Annotated in this window: 15 protein-coding genes and 2 pseudogenes; 3 read left to right on the forward strand and 14 right to left on the reverse strand. The window is 35.4% G+C overall.

Annotated elements, in window-relative coordinates; translation table 11 throughout:
- The first annotated feature begins 22 nt into the window (after nucleotides 1-22).
- A complete protein-coding gene (locus NG809_RS04480; protein ID WP_262148435.1) occupies nucleotides 23-1,198 on the forward strand; it encodes a hypothetical protein in 1,176 nt (391 codons plus the stop codon).
- Between the two features lie 67 nt (nucleotides 1,199-1,265).
- On the opposite strand, the gene NG809_RS04485 is transcribed toward NG809_RS04480, so the two are convergent.
- Complete coding sequence (locus NG809_RS04485) at nucleotides 1,266-1,877, reverse strand: alpha-ketoglutarate-dependent dioxygenase AlkB family protein (protein ID WP_262148437.1); 612 nt, start codon at nucleotides 1,875-1,877, stop codon at nucleotides 1,266-1,268.
- Nucleotides 1,878-2,079: 202 nt separating this feature from the next.
- A complete protein-coding gene (locus NG809_RS04490; RefSeq protein WP_262148439.1) occupies nucleotides 2,080-2,922 on the reverse strand; it encodes a bifunctional helix-turn-helix domain-containing protein/methylated-DNA--[protein]-cysteine S-methyltransferase in 843 nt (280 codons plus the stop codon).
- A 128-nt stretch (nucleotides 2,923-3,050) separates the two neighbouring features.
- Here NG809_RS04490 and NG809_RS04495 point away from each other — a divergent pair, with 128 nt between their 5' ends.
- Nucleotides 3,051-3,710, forward strand: a complete 660-nt coding sequence (locus tag NG809_RS04495) for an HAD family hydrolase (protein WP_262148440.1) — start codon at nucleotides 3,051-3,053, stop codon at nucleotides 3,708-3,710.
- A gap of 212 nt (nucleotides 3,711-3,922) precedes the next feature.
- Here the strand turns inward: NG809_RS04495 and NG809_RS04500 are convergent, their stop codons facing one another.
- The 4 genes from NG809_RS04500 to NG809_RS04515 form a co-directional block, all read right to left on the reverse strand.
- On the reverse strand, nucleotides 3,923-4,828 hold the full coding sequence (locus tag NG809_RS04500) for a DUF7003 family protein (protein WP_262148442.1): 906 nt from the start codon (nucleotides 4,826-4,828) through the stop codon (nucleotides 3,923-3,925).
- 206 nt (nucleotides 4,829-5,034) lie between these two features.
- Complete coding sequence (locus NG809_RS04505) at nucleotides 5,035-6,426, reverse strand: type III PLP-dependent enzyme domain-containing protein (RefSeq protein ID WP_262148445.1); 1,392 nt, start codon at nucleotides 6,424-6,426, stop codon at nucleotides 5,035-5,037.
- Nucleotides 6,427-6,545: 119 nt separating this feature from the next.
- Complete coding sequence (locus tag NG809_RS04510) at nucleotides 6,546-7,253, reverse strand: thiamine diphosphokinase (protein ID WP_262148446.1); 708 nt, start codon at nucleotides 7,251-7,253, stop codon at nucleotides 6,546-6,548.
- A 100-nt stretch (nucleotides 7,254-7,353) separates the two neighbouring features.
- On the reverse strand, nucleotides 7,354-7,926 hold the full coding sequence (locus NG809_RS04515) for a cob(I)yrinic acid a,c-diamide adenosyltransferase (protein ID WP_262148447.1): 573 nt from the start codon (nucleotides 7,924-7,926) through the stop codon (nucleotides 7,354-7,356).
- Nucleotides 7,927-8,763: 837 nt separating this feature from the next.
- On the opposite strand from NG809_RS04515, the gene NG809_RS04520 reads away from it, so the two are divergent.
- Complete coding sequence (locus tag NG809_RS04520; RefSeq protein WP_262148448.1) at nucleotides 8,764-9,255, forward strand: DinB family protein; 492 nt, start codon at nucleotides 8,764-8,766, stop codon at nucleotides 9,253-9,255.
- Nucleotides 9,256-9,941: 686 nt separating this feature from the next.
- Here the strand turns inward: NG809_RS04520 and NG809_RS04525 are convergent.
- The 8 genes and pseudogenes from NG809_RS04525 to NG809_RS18455 form a co-directional block, all read right to left on the reverse strand.
- Nucleotides 9,942-10,892, reverse strand: a complete 951-nt coding sequence (locus NG809_RS04525; protein WP_262148449.1) for a helix-turn-helix transcriptional regulator — start codon at nucleotides 10,890-10,892, stop codon at nucleotides 9,942-9,944.
- Nucleotides 10,893-11,082: 190 nt separating this feature from the next.
- On the reverse strand, nucleotides 11,083-11,589 hold the full coding sequence (locus tag NG809_RS04530; protein ID WP_262148451.1) for a hypothetical protein: 507 nt from the start codon (nucleotides 11,587-11,589) through the stop codon (nucleotides 11,083-11,085).
- Between the two features lie 89 nt (nucleotides 11,590-11,678).
- A complete protein-coding gene (locus NG809_RS04535; protein ID WP_262152556.1) occupies nucleotides 11,679-13,403 on the reverse strand; it encodes an ABC transporter ATP-binding protein in 1,725 nt (574 codons plus the stop codon).
- A 205-nt stretch (nucleotides 13,404-13,608) separates the two neighbouring features.
- On the reverse strand, nucleotides 13,609-13,932 hold the full coding sequence (locus tag NG809_RS04540; RefSeq protein WP_262148453.1) for a hypothetical protein: 324 nt from the start codon (nucleotides 13,930-13,932) through the stop codon (nucleotides 13,609-13,611).
- A 140-nt stretch (nucleotides 13,933-14,072) separates the two neighbouring features.
- On the reverse strand, nucleotides 14,073-14,645 hold the full coding sequence (locus NG809_RS04545; RefSeq protein WP_262148455.1) for a hypothetical protein: 573 nt from the start codon (nucleotides 14,643-14,645) through the stop codon (nucleotides 14,073-14,075).
- A 472-nt stretch (nucleotides 14,646-15,117) separates the two neighbouring features.
- Nucleotides 15,118-15,843, reverse strand: a pseudogene (gene lptB, locus NG809_RS04550) (LPS export ABC transporter ATP-binding protein); the annotation flags it as partial.
- A 157-nt stretch (nucleotides 15,844-16,000) separates the two neighbouring features.
- Complete coding sequence (locus NG809_RS04555; RefSeq protein ID WP_262148459.1) at nucleotides 16,001-16,414, reverse strand: hypothetical protein; 414 nt, start codon at nucleotides 16,412-16,414, stop codon at nucleotides 16,001-16,003.
- An 88-nt stretch (nucleotides 16,415-16,502) separates the two neighbouring features.
- Nucleotides 16,503-17,397: pseudogene (locus tag NG809_RS18455) on the reverse strand (phage baseplate assembly protein V); the annotation flags it as partial.
- Nucleotides 17,398-17,516 lie beyond the last annotated feature (119 nt).

The raw sequence follows: 17,516 nt of genomic DNA on the forward strand, positions 1-17,516 counted from the left end.
AAAAATTTAAAAATATTGTAAAATGAAAAAGAACACTTTAAAATTATTAGCTGCAGCATTCATTATGTCTACAACAGCAGTAGTATTTCACTCTTGTAGTGATAGCAGTGATGATGAAGAATTAATCATCAATCCAGCAACCGGTATTGCATCAGACCCAGCTAACTTCAAAGGAGAAGTTAAATCTGGAGAAAACATTACTTTGGATGCAACCAAACTTTATAAACTGACAGGTTCTGTATTCGTAAGAGCTGGAGGCACCTTAACTATCCCTGCTGGAACAAGAATCGAAGCTAACGGAGGTACATCAGCATACATCGTTGTTGAACAAGGTGCAAAAATATTTGCTAACGGTACTGCTACAAACCCTGTAGTATTCACTTCACCAAACCCTACACCTGGAAGTTGGGGAGGTTTAGTAATCTGCGGTAAAGCTCCTATCAATAGAGGAACTACTGCTACTTCTGAAGTGGGAGAATCAATCTACGGTGGAACTGTTGCTAACGATAACTCTGGTAGCCTAAAATTCGTAAGAATTGAATACGCAGGAGCGATCTTCACAGGTGTTAAAGAATTCAACGGTCTTTCTCTTTTCGGAGTAGGTAACGGAACTATAATCGATAACGTTTCTTTAGTAAACGGATCTGATGACGGTATAGAATTTTTTGGTGGAACAGTAAACGTATCAAACATCGTTTCTATCAATAACGAAGATGATGCTTTTGACTGGACTGAAGGATGGAATGGTACAGCTACAAACATCTACACAAAGAGAAGAGCAGACGGAGTTGGAAACAGAGGTATTGAAGCTGACAACAATGCTGATAACAAAGATGCGAACCCAAGATCTAACCCTACAATTAAAAACGCAACCTTCATCGGTGGATCTGCTGGAGAATCAGACGGTATGAAACTTAGAGAAGGTACTTATGCAACAATTGATAATGTAGTATTGTCTAACTGGACTACAGGTATAAACGTAGAACACAATCAATCAGTTGCTTATTTCAACGGACAAAACAAAATTACAAGAGTAAAATTTGACAATGTAGCTACAAAAGCTTCTGTGAAAGCTACTACAGGAAGTGCAGCAGCTACTTTATTGCCAAACACATACACTGAAGATGCATCTGCAACAGGTGCCGGTAACGGAACAACTGCTCCTACATGGGCTGCAGGATGGGCTGGAATTCAATAAGAAAAATTAGTTTCTTCATATCAATTGAGAAAACCTCTTCAGATTTTTTTCTGAAGAGGTTTCTTTTTTATTCTTCAATCGTTCTGAAAGTTAGATTGATTCTCGGATTTTTCACTTTTGTTGTTGGCGGAAGGCGGTGCAGCCAGTTTTCCTGCGTAGTCCCTTTCATTACGAGCAGACTTCCGTTTTCCAGGAAAATATCGATTGTTTCTTTGGTGGTTTTATGTTTAAATAAAAACTTTCTTTCGGCACCAAAACTTAATGATGCGATAGCACCGTGTTTCTTCAAATCCTTTTCGCCGTCGCTATGATAGGCCATTCCTTCGCTGCCGTCGTGATATAAATTGAGTAAACAGGAGTTGTAGGTTTCCCCTGAAACTTCTTCACATTTTTGTTTTAATTCCAATAATTCAGGAGTCCAGATTTTGGCGTATTTTGTCCGTTTGGAGTAAGTGTATTCAAATTCTTTTTCTCCAAACCAGGCCACTTTTCTTTTCGTTAAAATCAATTTCCCAAAAATAACTGCTTCATCATTTTCCCACGGAATTTGGTTTAATAAATATTCGTAATATTTCAAGCATTCATCTTGCGTAAATATTTTCCCGTAATATTCTGTAATTCCATCTTGCGGAAGAATATTGACTGGAAATTTTGGTGTTTCGTCGAAAAGATTGAGCATTTTTTTAGTTTTATTAAATCTTAAATACAGTTATTTTCAAACTTAAAAACTTAAATCATTAAGGTTTAATAAGTTATTAAGTATTTTTAAGGAAATACCTAAAGATATTCATTAAGGAGAGTGCTTAATTCAAATTTATTTGATCTTATTAAATCTTAACCTCTAAAATTTCTTAATGGTTCAGTGATTCGAAAAACGAAATTCAATGGTAAACCTTAGCACTCTCCCACCCGATCATTAGCTGCTTTCTGTCGCTTCCCCACATGTAACCGCCAATTTTACCACTCGACTGTATCACACGGTGACAGGGAATTAAAAACGCCACCGGATTGCTTCCAATCGCTGTTCCAACGGCTCTTGACGCATTGGGATTTCCAACATCGTGAGCCAGATTTCCGTAGGTAGACAATTTTCCCATTGGAATTTTAAGCAGACTTTCCCAGACTTTTAACTGAAAATCAGTTCCTTTTAAATGAAGTTTAATTTGATTTAAATTGTTCCAATCTTCATTAAAAATAGACAAAGCATCTCTCTGCAAATCATCTTTTTTTTCAACAAATTCTGCATTTGGAAATCTCAGTTTTAAATCTGAAAAAGCTTTCGTCTGATCATCATCAAAAGCGATATAACAAACTCCTTTTTCTGTGGAAGCCGAAATTAAATTCCCAAAAAGACTTTCTGAGAAACTGTAGTTGATTTTTAAATTTTTCCCGCCGTTTTTATATTCTGCAGGCGACATCCCTTCAATTTTTACAAACAGATCGTGTAGACGACTCGTACTCGACAGTCCGGTTTCCAAAGTCGTATCAAAAAGATTTGTTTTTTCTTCTTTTAAAAGATTTTTAGCATGACTTAAACTGATGAACTGCAAAAATTTCTTCGGACTCGTCCCTGCCCAATCCGTAAACATTTTCTGAAAATGCGCCGGACTCAAACCCACAAATTCAGCCACCTCATCCAGATTTGGCTGAAGCTGAAAATGATTCTGGATATAATCTATTGCCTTTACAATTCTCTGATAATCTAAAATATTTTGGGCAGACATGTTTTTTTTATTTAAAACAAATTTCAGAAGAAAAATCGGAAGAAAAAATCCGTTTCATGTGGAATTTCAAATCTCAAACATCCAATTTCAAATCTTCAAAAATCCCTACCTTTGCAAAAACAAAAAATATGTCATTAAAAGCTGTGCTGTTCGATATGGATGGCGTGATTGTAGACACAGAACCGCTGCACAGAAAAGCCTATTTTAAAACCTTCGATCAGCTTGAAGTTGCTGTTTCAGAGGAATTATACACTTCATTTACAGGCGCTTCCACCAAAAGAGTTTTTGAGACCATCATTAATCATTTTGATCTGTCGGGAACTCACGAGGAAATGTCAGTTATCAAGCGGGCTCATTTTAAAGATTATTTTTACAATGATGAGGAATTTGATCTGATTACCGGAGTACGAAAGTTGATTGAACACTATTACGACAACGGAATTACCTTAATTTTGGCATCCTCAGCAACAATGACCACCATCGACATGGTTTTTGAAAAATTCGGACTGGAAAAATATTTCAGCGGAAAAATAAGCGGAGCCGATTTAAAGGAATCAAAACCTCATCCTGAAATCTTTTTGAAAGCAGCAGAAATGGCAGGTCAGCCTATCGAAAACTGCATGGTAATCGAAGATTCCACCAACGGAATTCTGGCCGCTCACAGAGCAGGAATTTTCTGCGCAGCTTACAAAAGTTTTCATACGCACAATCAGGATTACAGTTTGGCGAATATTATTGTTTCGGATTATGCTGAACTGGAAGTTGGTAAGATTTCGAAATTCTTTTAAAAATAAATACAAAAGTTCTCAGAATTTTGAGCTTCTAATGTATGCATTTCCTGCATTGGCGATGCTGGACAAATCGAAGCCGAAACTTCAATTAAATACAAATTTCAACCGAAGCACAAAACGTAAATTAGTTACGTTACGCCCGCTATTTCCAGATCCTTCCAATGTTTGGTTTTTACAAAGTTTATGTTAGCTATGGTTATTTTTCGCTGTTATAGATGTCCGGATTCCCAATTTTGCCAACTATTATTTGGTTTTTGTGTGGGTTTCCAATTTGTTACTTTTTTAGTTGTCAAAATCTTTGCAATCATTTGGTAAGTTTCTTGTTGGCTTGGTGGATTTGTTTTATCGTAAGCACTTACAAAATGAAACTCGTCAATTGTCATAAGTTTTGGAATGTCTTTAGGAATATGTTTCCGAATTTCCTCTTCAGTCGCACTGATTAGCTCTGGATTTGTTTCGTGTAAATATCTGATAAAGTCTCCAAAACCAATTAGGTTTTTAGGATTGTCATAATCTCGTATATCAATTCCTAATTTTTCATAATTATTATGGTTATTGTCAAATTGAACAGCATTGTCTCGGATTTTTATTTCTTTGATATTTTGTCCAATTAGTTCAAATGTTTCCATTTCTTCGCCATCTTTGTTTTCAATCCTTTCAAATTCTGTTGGGTCAATTAGAATTATATTATTTGAATTTGTAATATAATTTCGTTCAGGATATTTGTAAATTGGATAATCAATACAGTTTCCAATATAATTTAATTCTATTTCCGCAGAAGTTCCTCGATTTTGATAACCGCTTTTTTCAAAAACTACAATCCATCTTGTTGAATCTGCGTATAAATGAATTCTGTTTCCTGCTGTCTCACAGTAACCATGTTCAAGGTCAAGAAAAAAGTTGTATTTGATATCTTCTGGTTGTCCATTTGGATAATATTTACTGGGTTCTCCGTTAAAAGCAAAGTCCAACTGCTCTAAAATTTCAGTCTCGTTAAATATCATTGTTTTTTTGTCATTTTGTTTATTTTTCACTGTTCCCAAACAAGAGATTAAAAAAAGTAATATTATTATGGGTAGTCGTTTCATATAATTACAGCTAACTTCTTTATACACAAACAAACTTTTAAAAAAACATCCTAAAGCGAGTAGATTGACGAAGTTTATTTACCATTATTTATTTCAAATATAATTATATTTCACAGATAAGTAACATATTTTCCACTAAAATATGAGCCCAATAGTATCAATAAAAAATAGCCATCAAATTGACGGCTACTGTATTTTTAACAGTGAAAAATCACTGATCTTTTTGGATCAGATTAATACCCAAGAATCTTCAAAATATCCTCAGGCTCCTGTCTTTCCCTGAAAATTTCATACTGAAACTCACCATTTTCACCTTTCTGAATCAGAATATGTCTTGGCTGAGGCATCAGACAGTGGTGAACACCGCCATAACCTCCAATTGTTTCCTGATATGCTCCAGTGTGGAAAAAGCCAATGTACAGAGGTTTTGTGTCGCTGAAAACAGGCAGATAAATAGCGTTGGTATGCTGTTCAGAATTATAATAATCATCAGAATCACAAGTCAGACCGCCTAAGAAAACCCTTTCGTAAGTATCATCCCAACGGTTGAGCGGAAGCATGATAAAGTGTCTTGAAATCGCCCATGTATCGGGAAGTGTGGTCATGAAAGAAGAATCGATCATGTTCCACTTTTCTCTGTCGTTCTGGCGTTTTTGAGATATAATTTTATAAATATTCGCACCGCTTTCTCCTACAGTGAAACTTCCGAATTCTGTATAAATATTCGGTTCTTCCACACCCTCTTCTTCACAGAATTTTTTGATTTGCGATGCAATTTCCTCCACCATGTACTGGTAATCGTAATCGAACTGTAAAGATGTTTTGATTGGGAAACCACCACCGATGTTCAATGAATTAACTTCGGGCGCAATCTTCTTCAAACGTGCATAAACACGAAGACATTTGTATAATTCATTCCAGTAATACGCGGTGTCTTTGATTCCTGTATTAATGAAGAAATGAAGCATTTTCAGCCTTGCATTCGGGTGTTCGGCAATTTTCTGACTATAATAAGGGATAATATCTTTGTATCCGATCCCCAATCTTGAGGTATAAAATTCAAATTTTGGTTCTTCTTCAGAAGCAATTCTGATTCCGATATCGAAAGTAGTGTCGATGCTTTCCGTTAATTTATCAAGCTCACGGTAATTATCTAAGATCGGCGTGATGTTTTCAAAACCGCTGTTGATCATATCTGAAATTTTCGCCAGATAATCGTCTGTTTTAAAGCCGTTGCAGATTACTTCGATGCTTTTATCCACTTTACCTTCGTTGTAAAGAGATTTTACGATGTCCATATCGTAAGCAGAGGAAGTTTCGATGGAAATATCGTTTTTCAGGGCTTCTTCAATGACGAATTTGAAGTGACTCGATTTTGTGCAGTAGCAGTATCTGTAGTTTTTTTTGTAGTCGATTTTCTCAAAAGCTTCTTTAAACCAGCCTTTTGCTTTCTGTATATTCTGAGAAATCTTCGGGAGGTAACTTACCTTAAGAGGCGTTCCAAACTTCTCAACAACTTCCATCAGAGGAATGTCGTGAAAAGACAAATTGTTCTCAGAAACATTGAATTCTTCGGTTGGGAAGTACAATGTCTGATCAATAAGTTCCGAGTACTTTATTTTCATTTTCTAGCAAGTGAATTAAGAATGCAAAATTGCTAAAAAAGATTGATTTTTTAGTTTTAAATTTTCTTAAAGTTTACGCAGATTTAAAATTAGCAGCATCGAAAATTTCTATGTTGAAATTACAGATAATCTTTTCCCACAAAGACCAGCAAATCTCCTTTTTCATATTCTATAGCAACTTCGTCTTCAACGGCAAAATTTCTGGTTCCGATTCTTGAGGTAATGCTCAGATTTTCATCATCTAAAGTCCAGTTGAGTCCCTTTGTATTCACGTTTTCCGCTGTGGGAAAAGGATACAGGGAAACCAGTTTATTTTTGACATTTTTCAGAATGAAATTTTTGGGAATGAAAAAATATTCAGAAAACGCGTCATAAAATGTTATGTTTAAATTTTCTTTAAAGCCGAAAGCTACCGTTAGATTTCCAAGAAAATGATCCTGTTCGCCACCGCTTCCGCCAAAAACATCAATATTCTTAAAACCTTTCTCAGCAATAATTTCCAAAGCTTTGTGAAAATCTGTTTTTTCCTGATCTGGCGTGTAAATGAATTTATCTTTATAAATATTTTCGTCAAATCCGGAATGGGAATCAAAATCCCCTGAAATAAAATCTAAATTCTCAAACGGAAAATTTAAATCTTTCAGATAATGAAAAGCACCGTCGGTGCAGGCAATTAGGGTGTAAATATCCAAATCTGGAAGCGATTTCGGAGCGTCTCCATTGATGAAGAGAAGGCATTTTCCTCTCCCTAAATCCCTCTCCAAAGGAAAGGGACTTTCACTACTATTGTAATCAGAATTACTTGACATATTTTTTAATCTCTTCATCAACATCCATTTTGCAGAGCACAATTTTTTTTGAAAAACTTTGTTTTTTTACTTGACGCTTTTCCTTGGCTCTTTTTACTTTTTCCTTGGCTCTTTTTTATCAGCCTCTTTCACTCGGATTCCAATATTCTTCAGTTTCGTTGTTAATTTTTGAGATGTATCTTGCCAAAACAAATAGGTAATCTGACAGTCTGTTTAAGTATTTAATCAATTCCGGACGCACTTCTTCAGATTCATTTAGGAAAACCAAAGAACGTTCTGCTCTTCTGCAAATGGTTCTTGCTGCATGTAAAAATGTCGCTGACTTTCCGCCGCCTGGGAGGATGAAAAATTGAAGTGGCTCGAGTTTTTCTTCAAAAGCGTCCATCCAGTTTTCGAGTTCTTCGATTTCGGTGTCTGAAATGATGATTGGAAGTCGGGATTTTCCGTTGGCGAGCATGAGTTTGTCAACCGGAGTTGCTGCTTCTGAACCTACGGTAAAAAGATCAAACTGAATTTTTTTGAGTTGTTTTAAAACTTCCTCATCTGTAATATGACTTTTTGAAATTCCTATAAATGAGTTGAGTTCATCGATATTTCCGTAGCTGTCTACTCTTGCGCTGGCTTTTGAAACTCTCGTTCCGCCGTACAGTGCAGTTTGTCCTTTATCTCCTGTCTTGGTGTAGATTTTCATTGTTGTTGAGGTTTAAGTTTCGAAAATAATAAAACTGCGAAAACTATTCTAAATAATTACCTGTTTAAATTTCATCAAAATTATTTTTCTGATCCTTCCTTCGACAAGCTCAGGATGACATGGGAGTTCATTTTGATGAAATTTTCGAGACATTTTTCCGCCCTATAGGGTTGGGGAAAAGAAAAATGTATCGAAAATTTTGTTTTTAATAATTTTAAACAGTCTCTAGGATTTTTCAGATTTAAATGATCATTAAAATTCAGAGAAATCTGAGTTCAGCAACTCATTTCTTTTCGCACGACTAAAGTAGTTCTTTTTACAAAAATTTGAAAATGAAATTCTAATGTTCTGAAAAAGCGAACTCCCCTAGCCCTGATAGAAGCGGCATCCTTTTTTTGTGCCGGACGTAACGAAGTGGAGACCGGCACAAAAAAAGATACAGCGGATAGCAGGATTAAGCTCCTAAAAAATAATCGGGATTCGGGATTCGAGGTTCGAGATTCGGGATTCGGGATGCGAGATTCGGGATGCGGGATGCGAGGTACGTGATTCAAGATTCGGGATTGTACTAATTACCTATTACTCATTACCTATTACTCATGAATAATTGCCCATAAAAAAGACCAACCTGTGAAAGATTGGTCAGATTCAAAATTATCTTTTATGACAACATTCAGCAGCTGAATTTCTGTTATCAACTTCACAATAACGTGAGGAAATTTATTTTATTTTGTGGCAATTTTAAATATTTTTAAAACTTAAAAATCCTACTGACAAACTGTTGTCATAACCCCGGCTTACCTTTGTCTTAACATTAACAAACAAAACAAATACGTTATGACAACTACAGCAACAGCAACAACACAGTTTATCTCATCAGCACAGCTTTTGGAGCACTGGCAGGGACACAGAAACCTGACAAGAAGAGTGATTGAAATGTTCCCCGAGAAAGAATTATTCGAATTTTCAGTGGGCGGAATGAGACCTTTTGCGAAACTGGCAGTGGAATTAATCAGCATCGCCGGTCCGGCTCTGAAGGGAATCGTGGAAGGACAAGTGGAAGAATTTTCTGAAGAAGCTTTTCAGCCAAAAACCAAGGAGGAAATTTTGGCAAAATGGGATTCTGAGACGGAAGTGATCAATCATTATTTCAACCAAATTTCTGAGGAGAGATTTCAGGAAACATTTAATTTATTTGGTCAGTATGAGTTTCCGGTGTATCAGAATATTCTGTATTTTGTGGATAATGAGGTGCATCACCGTGGACAGGGATTTGTTTATCTGAGAGCGCTGGGAATTGAGCCCCCGTTTTTCTGGGAAAGATTTTAGGGTTGCCCCACAGATCGCACAGATTTACACAGATGATTGGGGTTAAGTTTTGCAAATATTTTCTCCCGCAGAATTCGTAGATGAAGCAGATTGATTTAAAATCTGTGAGTATCTGTGGAATCTGTGGGAGGTTTTTTTGACACATGAGTCACATGAGTTTTCAGTTGACAGCTATGAAAACATTTTAGAACACATGAGTTTAAAAATCGAAGATTTTCATTTACTGTCTGTAGAAATCGCTGGAATCTGTGGGAGATTTTTTTTGCGCACGGATTACACGGATTTACACAGATGATTGAGGTTAAATCTTGTAAAGAATTTTTCTCCCGCAGATTTTGTAGATGAAGCAGATTGATTTAAAGTCTGTGAGTATCTGTGGAATCTGTGGGAGGTTTTTTTGACACATAAGTCACATGAGTTTTCAGTTGACAGCTATGAAAACATTTTAGAACACATGAGTTTAAAAATCGAAGATTTTCATTTACTGTCTGTAGAAATCGCTGGAATCTGTGAGAGTATTTTGCGCACGGATTACACGGATTTACACGGATGTTTCTGGATAAATCTTTGTGAAAGAATTTTTTTTCCCGCGGATTTTGCAGATGGAGCAGATTTAAAATCTGTGAAGATCTGTGGAATCTGTGGGAGATTTTTAGCGCCACGAATGCACGAATATATCTGTGAGATTACAGGTTTTTTGAAACTTTTGTGATCAGTTCCTGCATGGTTGTTTTGAGGAATTCTGGTTCGATGATTTGGGCGTAATCGAAAAATGTGATCAGCCAGCGTGGAAATCCTTCGTCGATCCATTCGGTTTCGAAGGTCATTTCGGTGCCGTTTTCGGTTTCTTTTTCTTCAGTTAAGCCGTAATAAATTTTGGAATTGTTCAGGTGACCGATAATTTTTTTATCCACCAAAAGTCGGACAATGGTTTTTTTTCCGTTTGGGCTCTGGCGGTAGTCGTTGATTTGTCCGTACTCCTGCAGATAAGGATTCTGGGTTTTGGTAATGCTTAAAATCCGGTCGATTCTGAACTGTCTGAAATCATTTCTCAACGTGCAGTACGCAATCATATACCAATAGCTGAATTCAAAAAATACACCTACCACTTCGAGGGTTCTTGTTGAGATTTTGTCGTCAACAGTTTTGTATTCAATTGAAATCTGCTGTTTTTCTGCAATACTTTCTAAGATTGTCGGAATAATATTTTTTATCGTGTCTTCCTTCTTCGGATTGTAATTGTAAATACCAATCTGATTTTCAATATTCTGAATTAAGTTTTTATCTGAATTTCTTAAAACCGAACGCACTTTTTCCATAGCGGTCTGATAATGATTTCCTAAACTTTCGTGCGAAAATTTCTGCATCAGTTTTTCGGCAGTGATAAAACTCAAAACTTCTTCTTTGGTAAACATCACGGGCGGAAGTTTGTAGCCATCCATCAGAGAATAGCCGCTCCCCGCTTCGCCAACAATCGGAATCCCGGCGTTTTCCAAGGTTTTTACATCACGGTAAATTGTTCTTACACTCACTTCAAATTTCACAGCCAAATCCTGTGCTCTTACAATCGGTTTTGACTGTAACTGCGTGAGAATTGCGGTGACGCGGTCGAGTTTTTTGAGGTAATGGTCGTTCATTTTGAAATCTTCACAAATTTACTTTAATCTGAATCAAATTTAAACTTAGAAATGCTGAAATTTTAAACCATTAAGATTGGGTTAAGCTGTTAAGTCTTGATTAAGGAAATATCTCAAGATATTCATTAAGCAGACGGCTTAATTTAGAATTATGTAAAGCTAACAAAACTTATCAACTGAGATTCTTATTTTATTTTCGGCTATTGAATATAGTTCGGTATTTATAAAATCTATAAGCCATAAATAATGTACCCAGACCGCCAATCAAACCAATATAAATCAGAAAGCTTTCTTTTCTCTCATATTCATTTTTACTAATTAGAATTTGATCATCTTTTTCAACTTGAATTAAATCAATATTGATATTCTCGGTTTTGTTGTTGCTTTTTTGATAATACACTTTAACCCTTTCACCGATTTTTATCTTTTTAAGCAAATCATCATATTCTTTTGACATCCTGTAAACTCCTAAGTTTTCATCGAGGCCATTTAAAGACAAATAAAAAACATTTGATTTGCGACCTTTGCTACCATAATGAATACCTATCCCTTTGTCAGTAATTACATTTTCATATTGAGCATATTTTGTTAAGTCAAGATTCTGTTTTCCATAACCGATGTAACCAAGAAAAAAATATAAGATTGACGTTGATGCAAATAGAATTGAATTTAATAAATGTTTAGTTTTTTTATTCATAGGTTATTTCAGTTTCGATTTGTGGCTTAAAATATATTATGAGAATAGTATAAATCATTGCTACATTGTTAAACCGTTACATTGGTACATTAATTTTTGAAAGTATTCATCAGTTTATCCAGATTGAGACTTCTCGCGGACGCATCAAAAATCTCACGGTAAGTTCCATTCAATTGCACCAATTCATCATGCGTTCCGCTTTCAACGACGTGGCCTTTTTTCATCACATAAATTTTATCCGAATCTAAAATCTGGGAAAGTGAATGTGAAATAATCACCACCGTTCTTCCTTCTTTAATCGCATCTAAAGAATTTTTAATCTGTTCAGTCGCAATCGCATCCAAGCTTGCTGTAGGTTCATCAAGAAATATAATCGGTGGATTTTTGAGGAATAATCGTGCTATCGCAATTCTCTGTTGCTGTCCGCCTGAAAGTTGGGTGGCGTCATGCTGGTATTTTTCAGGTAAATCTATAATCTGCTCGTGGAGATAGGCCTTTTTGGCAGCTTCTTCGATTTCCTCAAAACTCGCATTCATATTTCCATAGCGAATGTTGTCTTCGATACTTCCCTGAAAAATATGATTTTTCTGTAAGACTAAACCTAAATCGTTTCTGAGATAAGCGTTTTCAAAATTATTTAAATCTACTTGATCCAAAATAATTTCGCCGGAATCGGGAAGGTAAAATTTACATAAAAGATTGATAATGGTAGATTTTCCGGCTCCACTGAGGCCGACCAATGCTGTTGTTTTTCCGTTTTCGATGATCATTGAAACATTGTGCAACGCTTTTGTACCGTTGGGATAGGTGAAATCGATATTTCTGAGTTCAAAATTTCCTTTGATTTTATTTTCAACGAAAGTTCCGTTCGGCTCAGTCTCTCCGTCGGCATTTAAAATTTCAAAATATCCTTCTGCATAAATCATCGCATCATTCATATCATCATAAATTCTGTGAAGCTGTCTGATCGGCGACGAAACGTTATTGAACAACATAATATGAAGCATAATCGCTCCCAAAGTCATCTGCTGATTTAAAACGAGATAAACCGTCAGTAAAATAATCAAAACCACACCAATCTGCTCAATAAATGTTTTCAAACCTTCGTAAATGAAGCTGGTTTTTCGTGTGTACATCTGGCTTTCCATCAGTTGCATCTGGAGGTCGTACTGTTTCTTACCTTCAAATTTTTCACGGACAAAACTTTTAATTACCAAAATGGAATTAATTAGATTTAAAAGTCCCGAAGTTTTCTGCTCACGCTGATTTCGGAGCTGTCTTCTTACGCCACCCAGTTTTTTCGCCTGCATTGAAGTGACATAAAAATAAATCGGAACAATAATCGTGGAAACCAGACCGACATACACATTCTGCATGTACATAATCACCAATGCAATAATGGCATTGGAAAACATCGGCAAAATATCGATGAAAAAGTTCTGAACGAGTTTCGTTAAACTCTCAATTCCACGGTCGATTCTGGTCTGTAATTTTCCGGAAGCATGGTTTTCGTCACTGAAATAGGCAACTTTGTAGGTTAGAATTTTATCAATAGCAGACTGCGCCAAAACTGAACTCACATTAATTCTGATTTTCTCACCGTAAAATTTCTGTCCGAAACTGATAAAAATATTGGCAATTTCTTTTCCTAAAAGTATGGCAGAAATAATTAAAAGCACATGAATTCCTTCCGACATCGGACTGGGAAGTTTAGTCAATTTTTCCACTTCATCAACCGTATATTTCAAAACCACCGCATTGACCTGCGCCGTGATTGCTCCCAGAAAAGTGAGAAACAATGTCCAATAAATCATCAGACGGTAAGGTTTGATAAAAGGTTTTAATTGTCTGTAAATCCCGAAAATACTGAGTGCTCGTGTGAAAGGTTTTGCCATGAATTGGTTTTAAGTGAAAAACGTACCGTTTCTGTGAGAAAAGGTACGTTTTATTATATTTTTTGGCAAGTAACAACTGAATTTAATGCACATTTTTAAAAAGTGAAAAAAGTTTTCTATATTTTTAGTCATATTCTCCTCTGTAAATGAATTCCATTTCATTATTTTTACACTCAGGGCAAAGATTATTTTTCTTCATTAATCTAAATTCCCAAGCGTCAAAGTATTCTTCTAAATTACCTTCGTAAAATAGTGGGTCGGTATAAAAGATGTAATTTTTATGATTACTTTTCTTTCTTATATTTACCATTTCTATCACAGATGAATTATTTCTTAGTGCCGGAACGTGACATTTTCCTTCTTCAGCCTCATCCATAGATGCCCCAAAATTTATTCTTTCATTTTTATAACTACAAATGTTACATTTTGCTGCTAAGAGTGTTCCCATTATTAAGCATCACTTTTCAAACTAATAACTAACTCCTTCATTTTGACTTTGTACTAAATTTTAATTTAATAGATAAAATACAATCATAGGTTTTTAACATTATAAACCATAATGATTTTTTTATTCAAAATAAAGTTTTTTTATTGGCTAATATTTAGATAAAAATTCACAAGAAAATTTTCGGAAAAACTTTTATATGAATCGTACAAACTTGAACTTAAATGCTTTTCTAAGTAACCAGAAATGAAATTTACTTTTTTTTCTAAGTATTTTATATTATGAGCAACATTGAGACTGGGTATAATGTCTGATTTTGCAAACTCCAGATCGATCAGTGAATTTATAAGTTGAGACTTTATATACATTAAATTTTTTTCGTAAATCCATTCATAACTAACTTCATTTGACGGTTGAGAAAGATCAATTTTTATTTCTTTAAATTTAAAATTTGATTTAACTACATTAGTAATTCTATCGATTTGCTTCTTCCTAAATTCATCTTTTAATACTTTAACTTCGGCGTCATGTATTTTTTGATTAATTGTTTTTTTATCAATTAAATTATTTTTTTTAATACACTCAATACAAAAAATTTCGTCGTTAACTAGTCCCATATCTATTTGTTCAAAAATGGTGTTTGTTTTTTTACAAAAACAGCATTCAATACCATCAAATGGTTCTGTATAAATTTTTTCGTAATACATTTCTTCCATAATAAAACTTGCGTTCGTAAGGTTTAACAAAAATCCTCAAATTTTAAATTTATTTTGGCATATTTTAGATTTAGATGATACGGAATTCTTTAAACAAGATATTAGAGATAGTTTAAAAAGTTCGTGAAATCGTTTTTTACCCCTAAAAAACATAAGTCGTCAAATAATGCAACTCAGATTTGCTGGCGGCTTTGGAATCTGCTTCTGCCTGTTCTAATGAATAGTTTGAATTGATTTCTTTCTTTTGGAAGACGAACGAATTATTGGCGTTTTTATCAACTACCTCATTGAAGATATGTTGAATATCTGAATTTCCTAATGATGCAAAACTGATATCTTCGAAACCGTAAAGTAATCTCAAATCATCGAACTGAGTAAAATTATCATTCACAAACCCTTGAAGCTGTGATTTTGAATCGAAATTTCCTGCCCAGATGTTGTAAGCATAAGTTTTCTTGCTCGGCTTGTCGAAAATACTTTGGTAAACGAAATTTTCTCCCAAATAAGCTTCTCTTACCTGCGGATCGTTTGCCAGTTCTTCGGGAAGACCTTCTTTCAGAATCTTTCCTTCAAACATAATGTAAGTTTTGTTGGTAATCGCCAAAGTCTGTTGTACGTTGTGGTCGGTAATCAGAATTCCGATGTTTTTGTCGGTTAAGCTTCGTACAATTTTCTGAATATCTTCTACAGCAATCGGGTCTACTCCGGCAAAAGGCTCATCCAAAAGAATAAAGCTCGGGTCGGTCGCGAGACACCTTGCAATCTCGGTTCTACGTCTTTCACCACCGGAAAGTAAGTCTCCACGGTTTTTACGAACGTGCTGCAGAGAAAATTCTTCAATCAGCTCATCACATTTAACTTGCTGTTGCTTTTTTGAAAGTTTTGTAAGCTGTAAAACACCCATAATGTTATCTTCTACAGACAATTTTCTGAAGATGGAAGCTTCCTGAGCCAGATATCCGATTCCCTTTTGGGCACGGCGGTACATGGCATCGGTCGTGATTTCCTGTTTATCGAGGAAAATTTTCCCTGAAGTGGGTTTAACTAATCCTACAATCATGTAAAATGAAGTGGTTTTTCCGGCACCGTTCGGACCGAGCAAACCTACAATTTCTCCCTGCTGAACCTGTACAGAAACGCCTTTTACTACTTTTTTGGGACCGTATTCTTTGATTAAGTTTTCTCCTCGTAAAATCATAAAGGCAAAGATAAAGTTTTTTTGAATTGAAATGACAGTCTGTTCTCTGGGGAAAATAAATTGACAATATCAAAGCAACGGGATTACAATTTGGTTATGATTATGAAATGATCCTTTATTTTTAAACATATTAAAATTTCTGCCTAAAAAATCAATATCATCGGTTTAGTTTAAAAATTTTTAACGTACCAAACAGTAACAAGCCACCAATTATCAGATATAAACCCGATGCTGACAAAACTGCAAAAATCTCGTCCTGCGTGGAATAACTGCTCCATGCCGAAACTCTGTCACTGAAAACACTAAGGTTTCCAAGAAAAGTAAATATTAAAAAAAGAATAACTACAACCGGAATTGCCAACTTTTTAAAATTTAATTTGTTTGCTGCAAAAAGGATTACGGGTATTATAATTGTACAAGTTGCTGAATAAGAAAGCACTTCCGACCAATAAGAACAATCCATGCACGATGAGGAGACCTCATCAGAAAATGAAAGCATAGAAAGACAGGAAGTCGCGAACAGGAAAACGAAAAAGATAACTGTTGTTGTAATATAATGTTTTATACTCATTGCTTAACCGGTTTTTGGGATTTTTCAAAAATAAACATCACCTACAACATACGAATCTTTGCTCATAATTTTGTACTCCTGGTGATTTTCAGATTTCTCCAGAATTATTTTGAACTTCTTTTTCTGAATGAAATTCATCAGTTCCTTTACTTTGTGTTACAATTTTTCCACTACTTTTTTTAATAAGATCTTTTTTTATCGTACTTTCCTTGTTTTCTGTACTCATTTCGACCATCTTACCGTCAACATTTTTCATTAGATAGCTTCTACAGACAGATTTTTCATCGCACCCAAACTTTGCGTGGCATTCATTCCAATACTCTGGCTTCTGTTCATACCAATGGTGTCAGACTGATCTCTACCTACCGTGGTTGTCATATTTTCTGCAACATTAATAAACGTATTCTTACACTTCAAAGTCATCGTCTCTGGTGCCGTAATATTGATATTGCTTCCCGTTGTATCCAGATGAATTTCATTACCACTTTAATCTGTATTAATAACTTTCATCTTCCATAAAAACCACTTTATGCCCACTTCTGGTCATAATAGATTTCACTCTGTTATCAGCAAAACCGCCTAAAGCAGTGGCCCCCATGGAACATCCCGCCCATGACGAAAGGCCTGTCCGGATGATTGTGGACAAAATCGACCATCACCTGATCACCAACTTCGGGAATGGCTACGTAACCTCTGTTTTGGGTTACCGGATCTGTTCCGCCCGCATCGGGGCTCATCATTCTGATGAAATTGGTGGTGTCATTCATCTGCCAGTCAAATCTCACCTGCACTCTTCCCTGCCCTTCAGGATCGGTGTTTGAAATCACTGTGGCAATCTGAGGCTGGGCAACAGGAACTGTGAAGTCGGGTTTTGGTAAAAATCCTGTATCGGCTGCAATGCCCTGAAAACTTCCGCTGTAATGACCAATGGTGTCGATTTCATGCGTGGTTTCAGTAACCATTATTTTGGTGAAATAAGATGTTTATTTGTATCCTATTTTTGAACTAATACCATATAGCCTAGATATAAAAAAGAAATTATTAATAAGTTAGAAACAGTATCTCTTTATTTTATAAGAGTTCCTGCTGAAACTAATTTTGC

Origin of the sequence: Chryseobacterium foetidum (assembly GCF_025457425.1) — a bacterium.
In the GTDB taxonomy this organism is placed as follows: domain Bacteria; phylum Bacteroidota; class Bacteroidia; order Flavobacteriales; family Weeksellaceae; genus Chryseobacterium; species Chryseobacterium foetidum.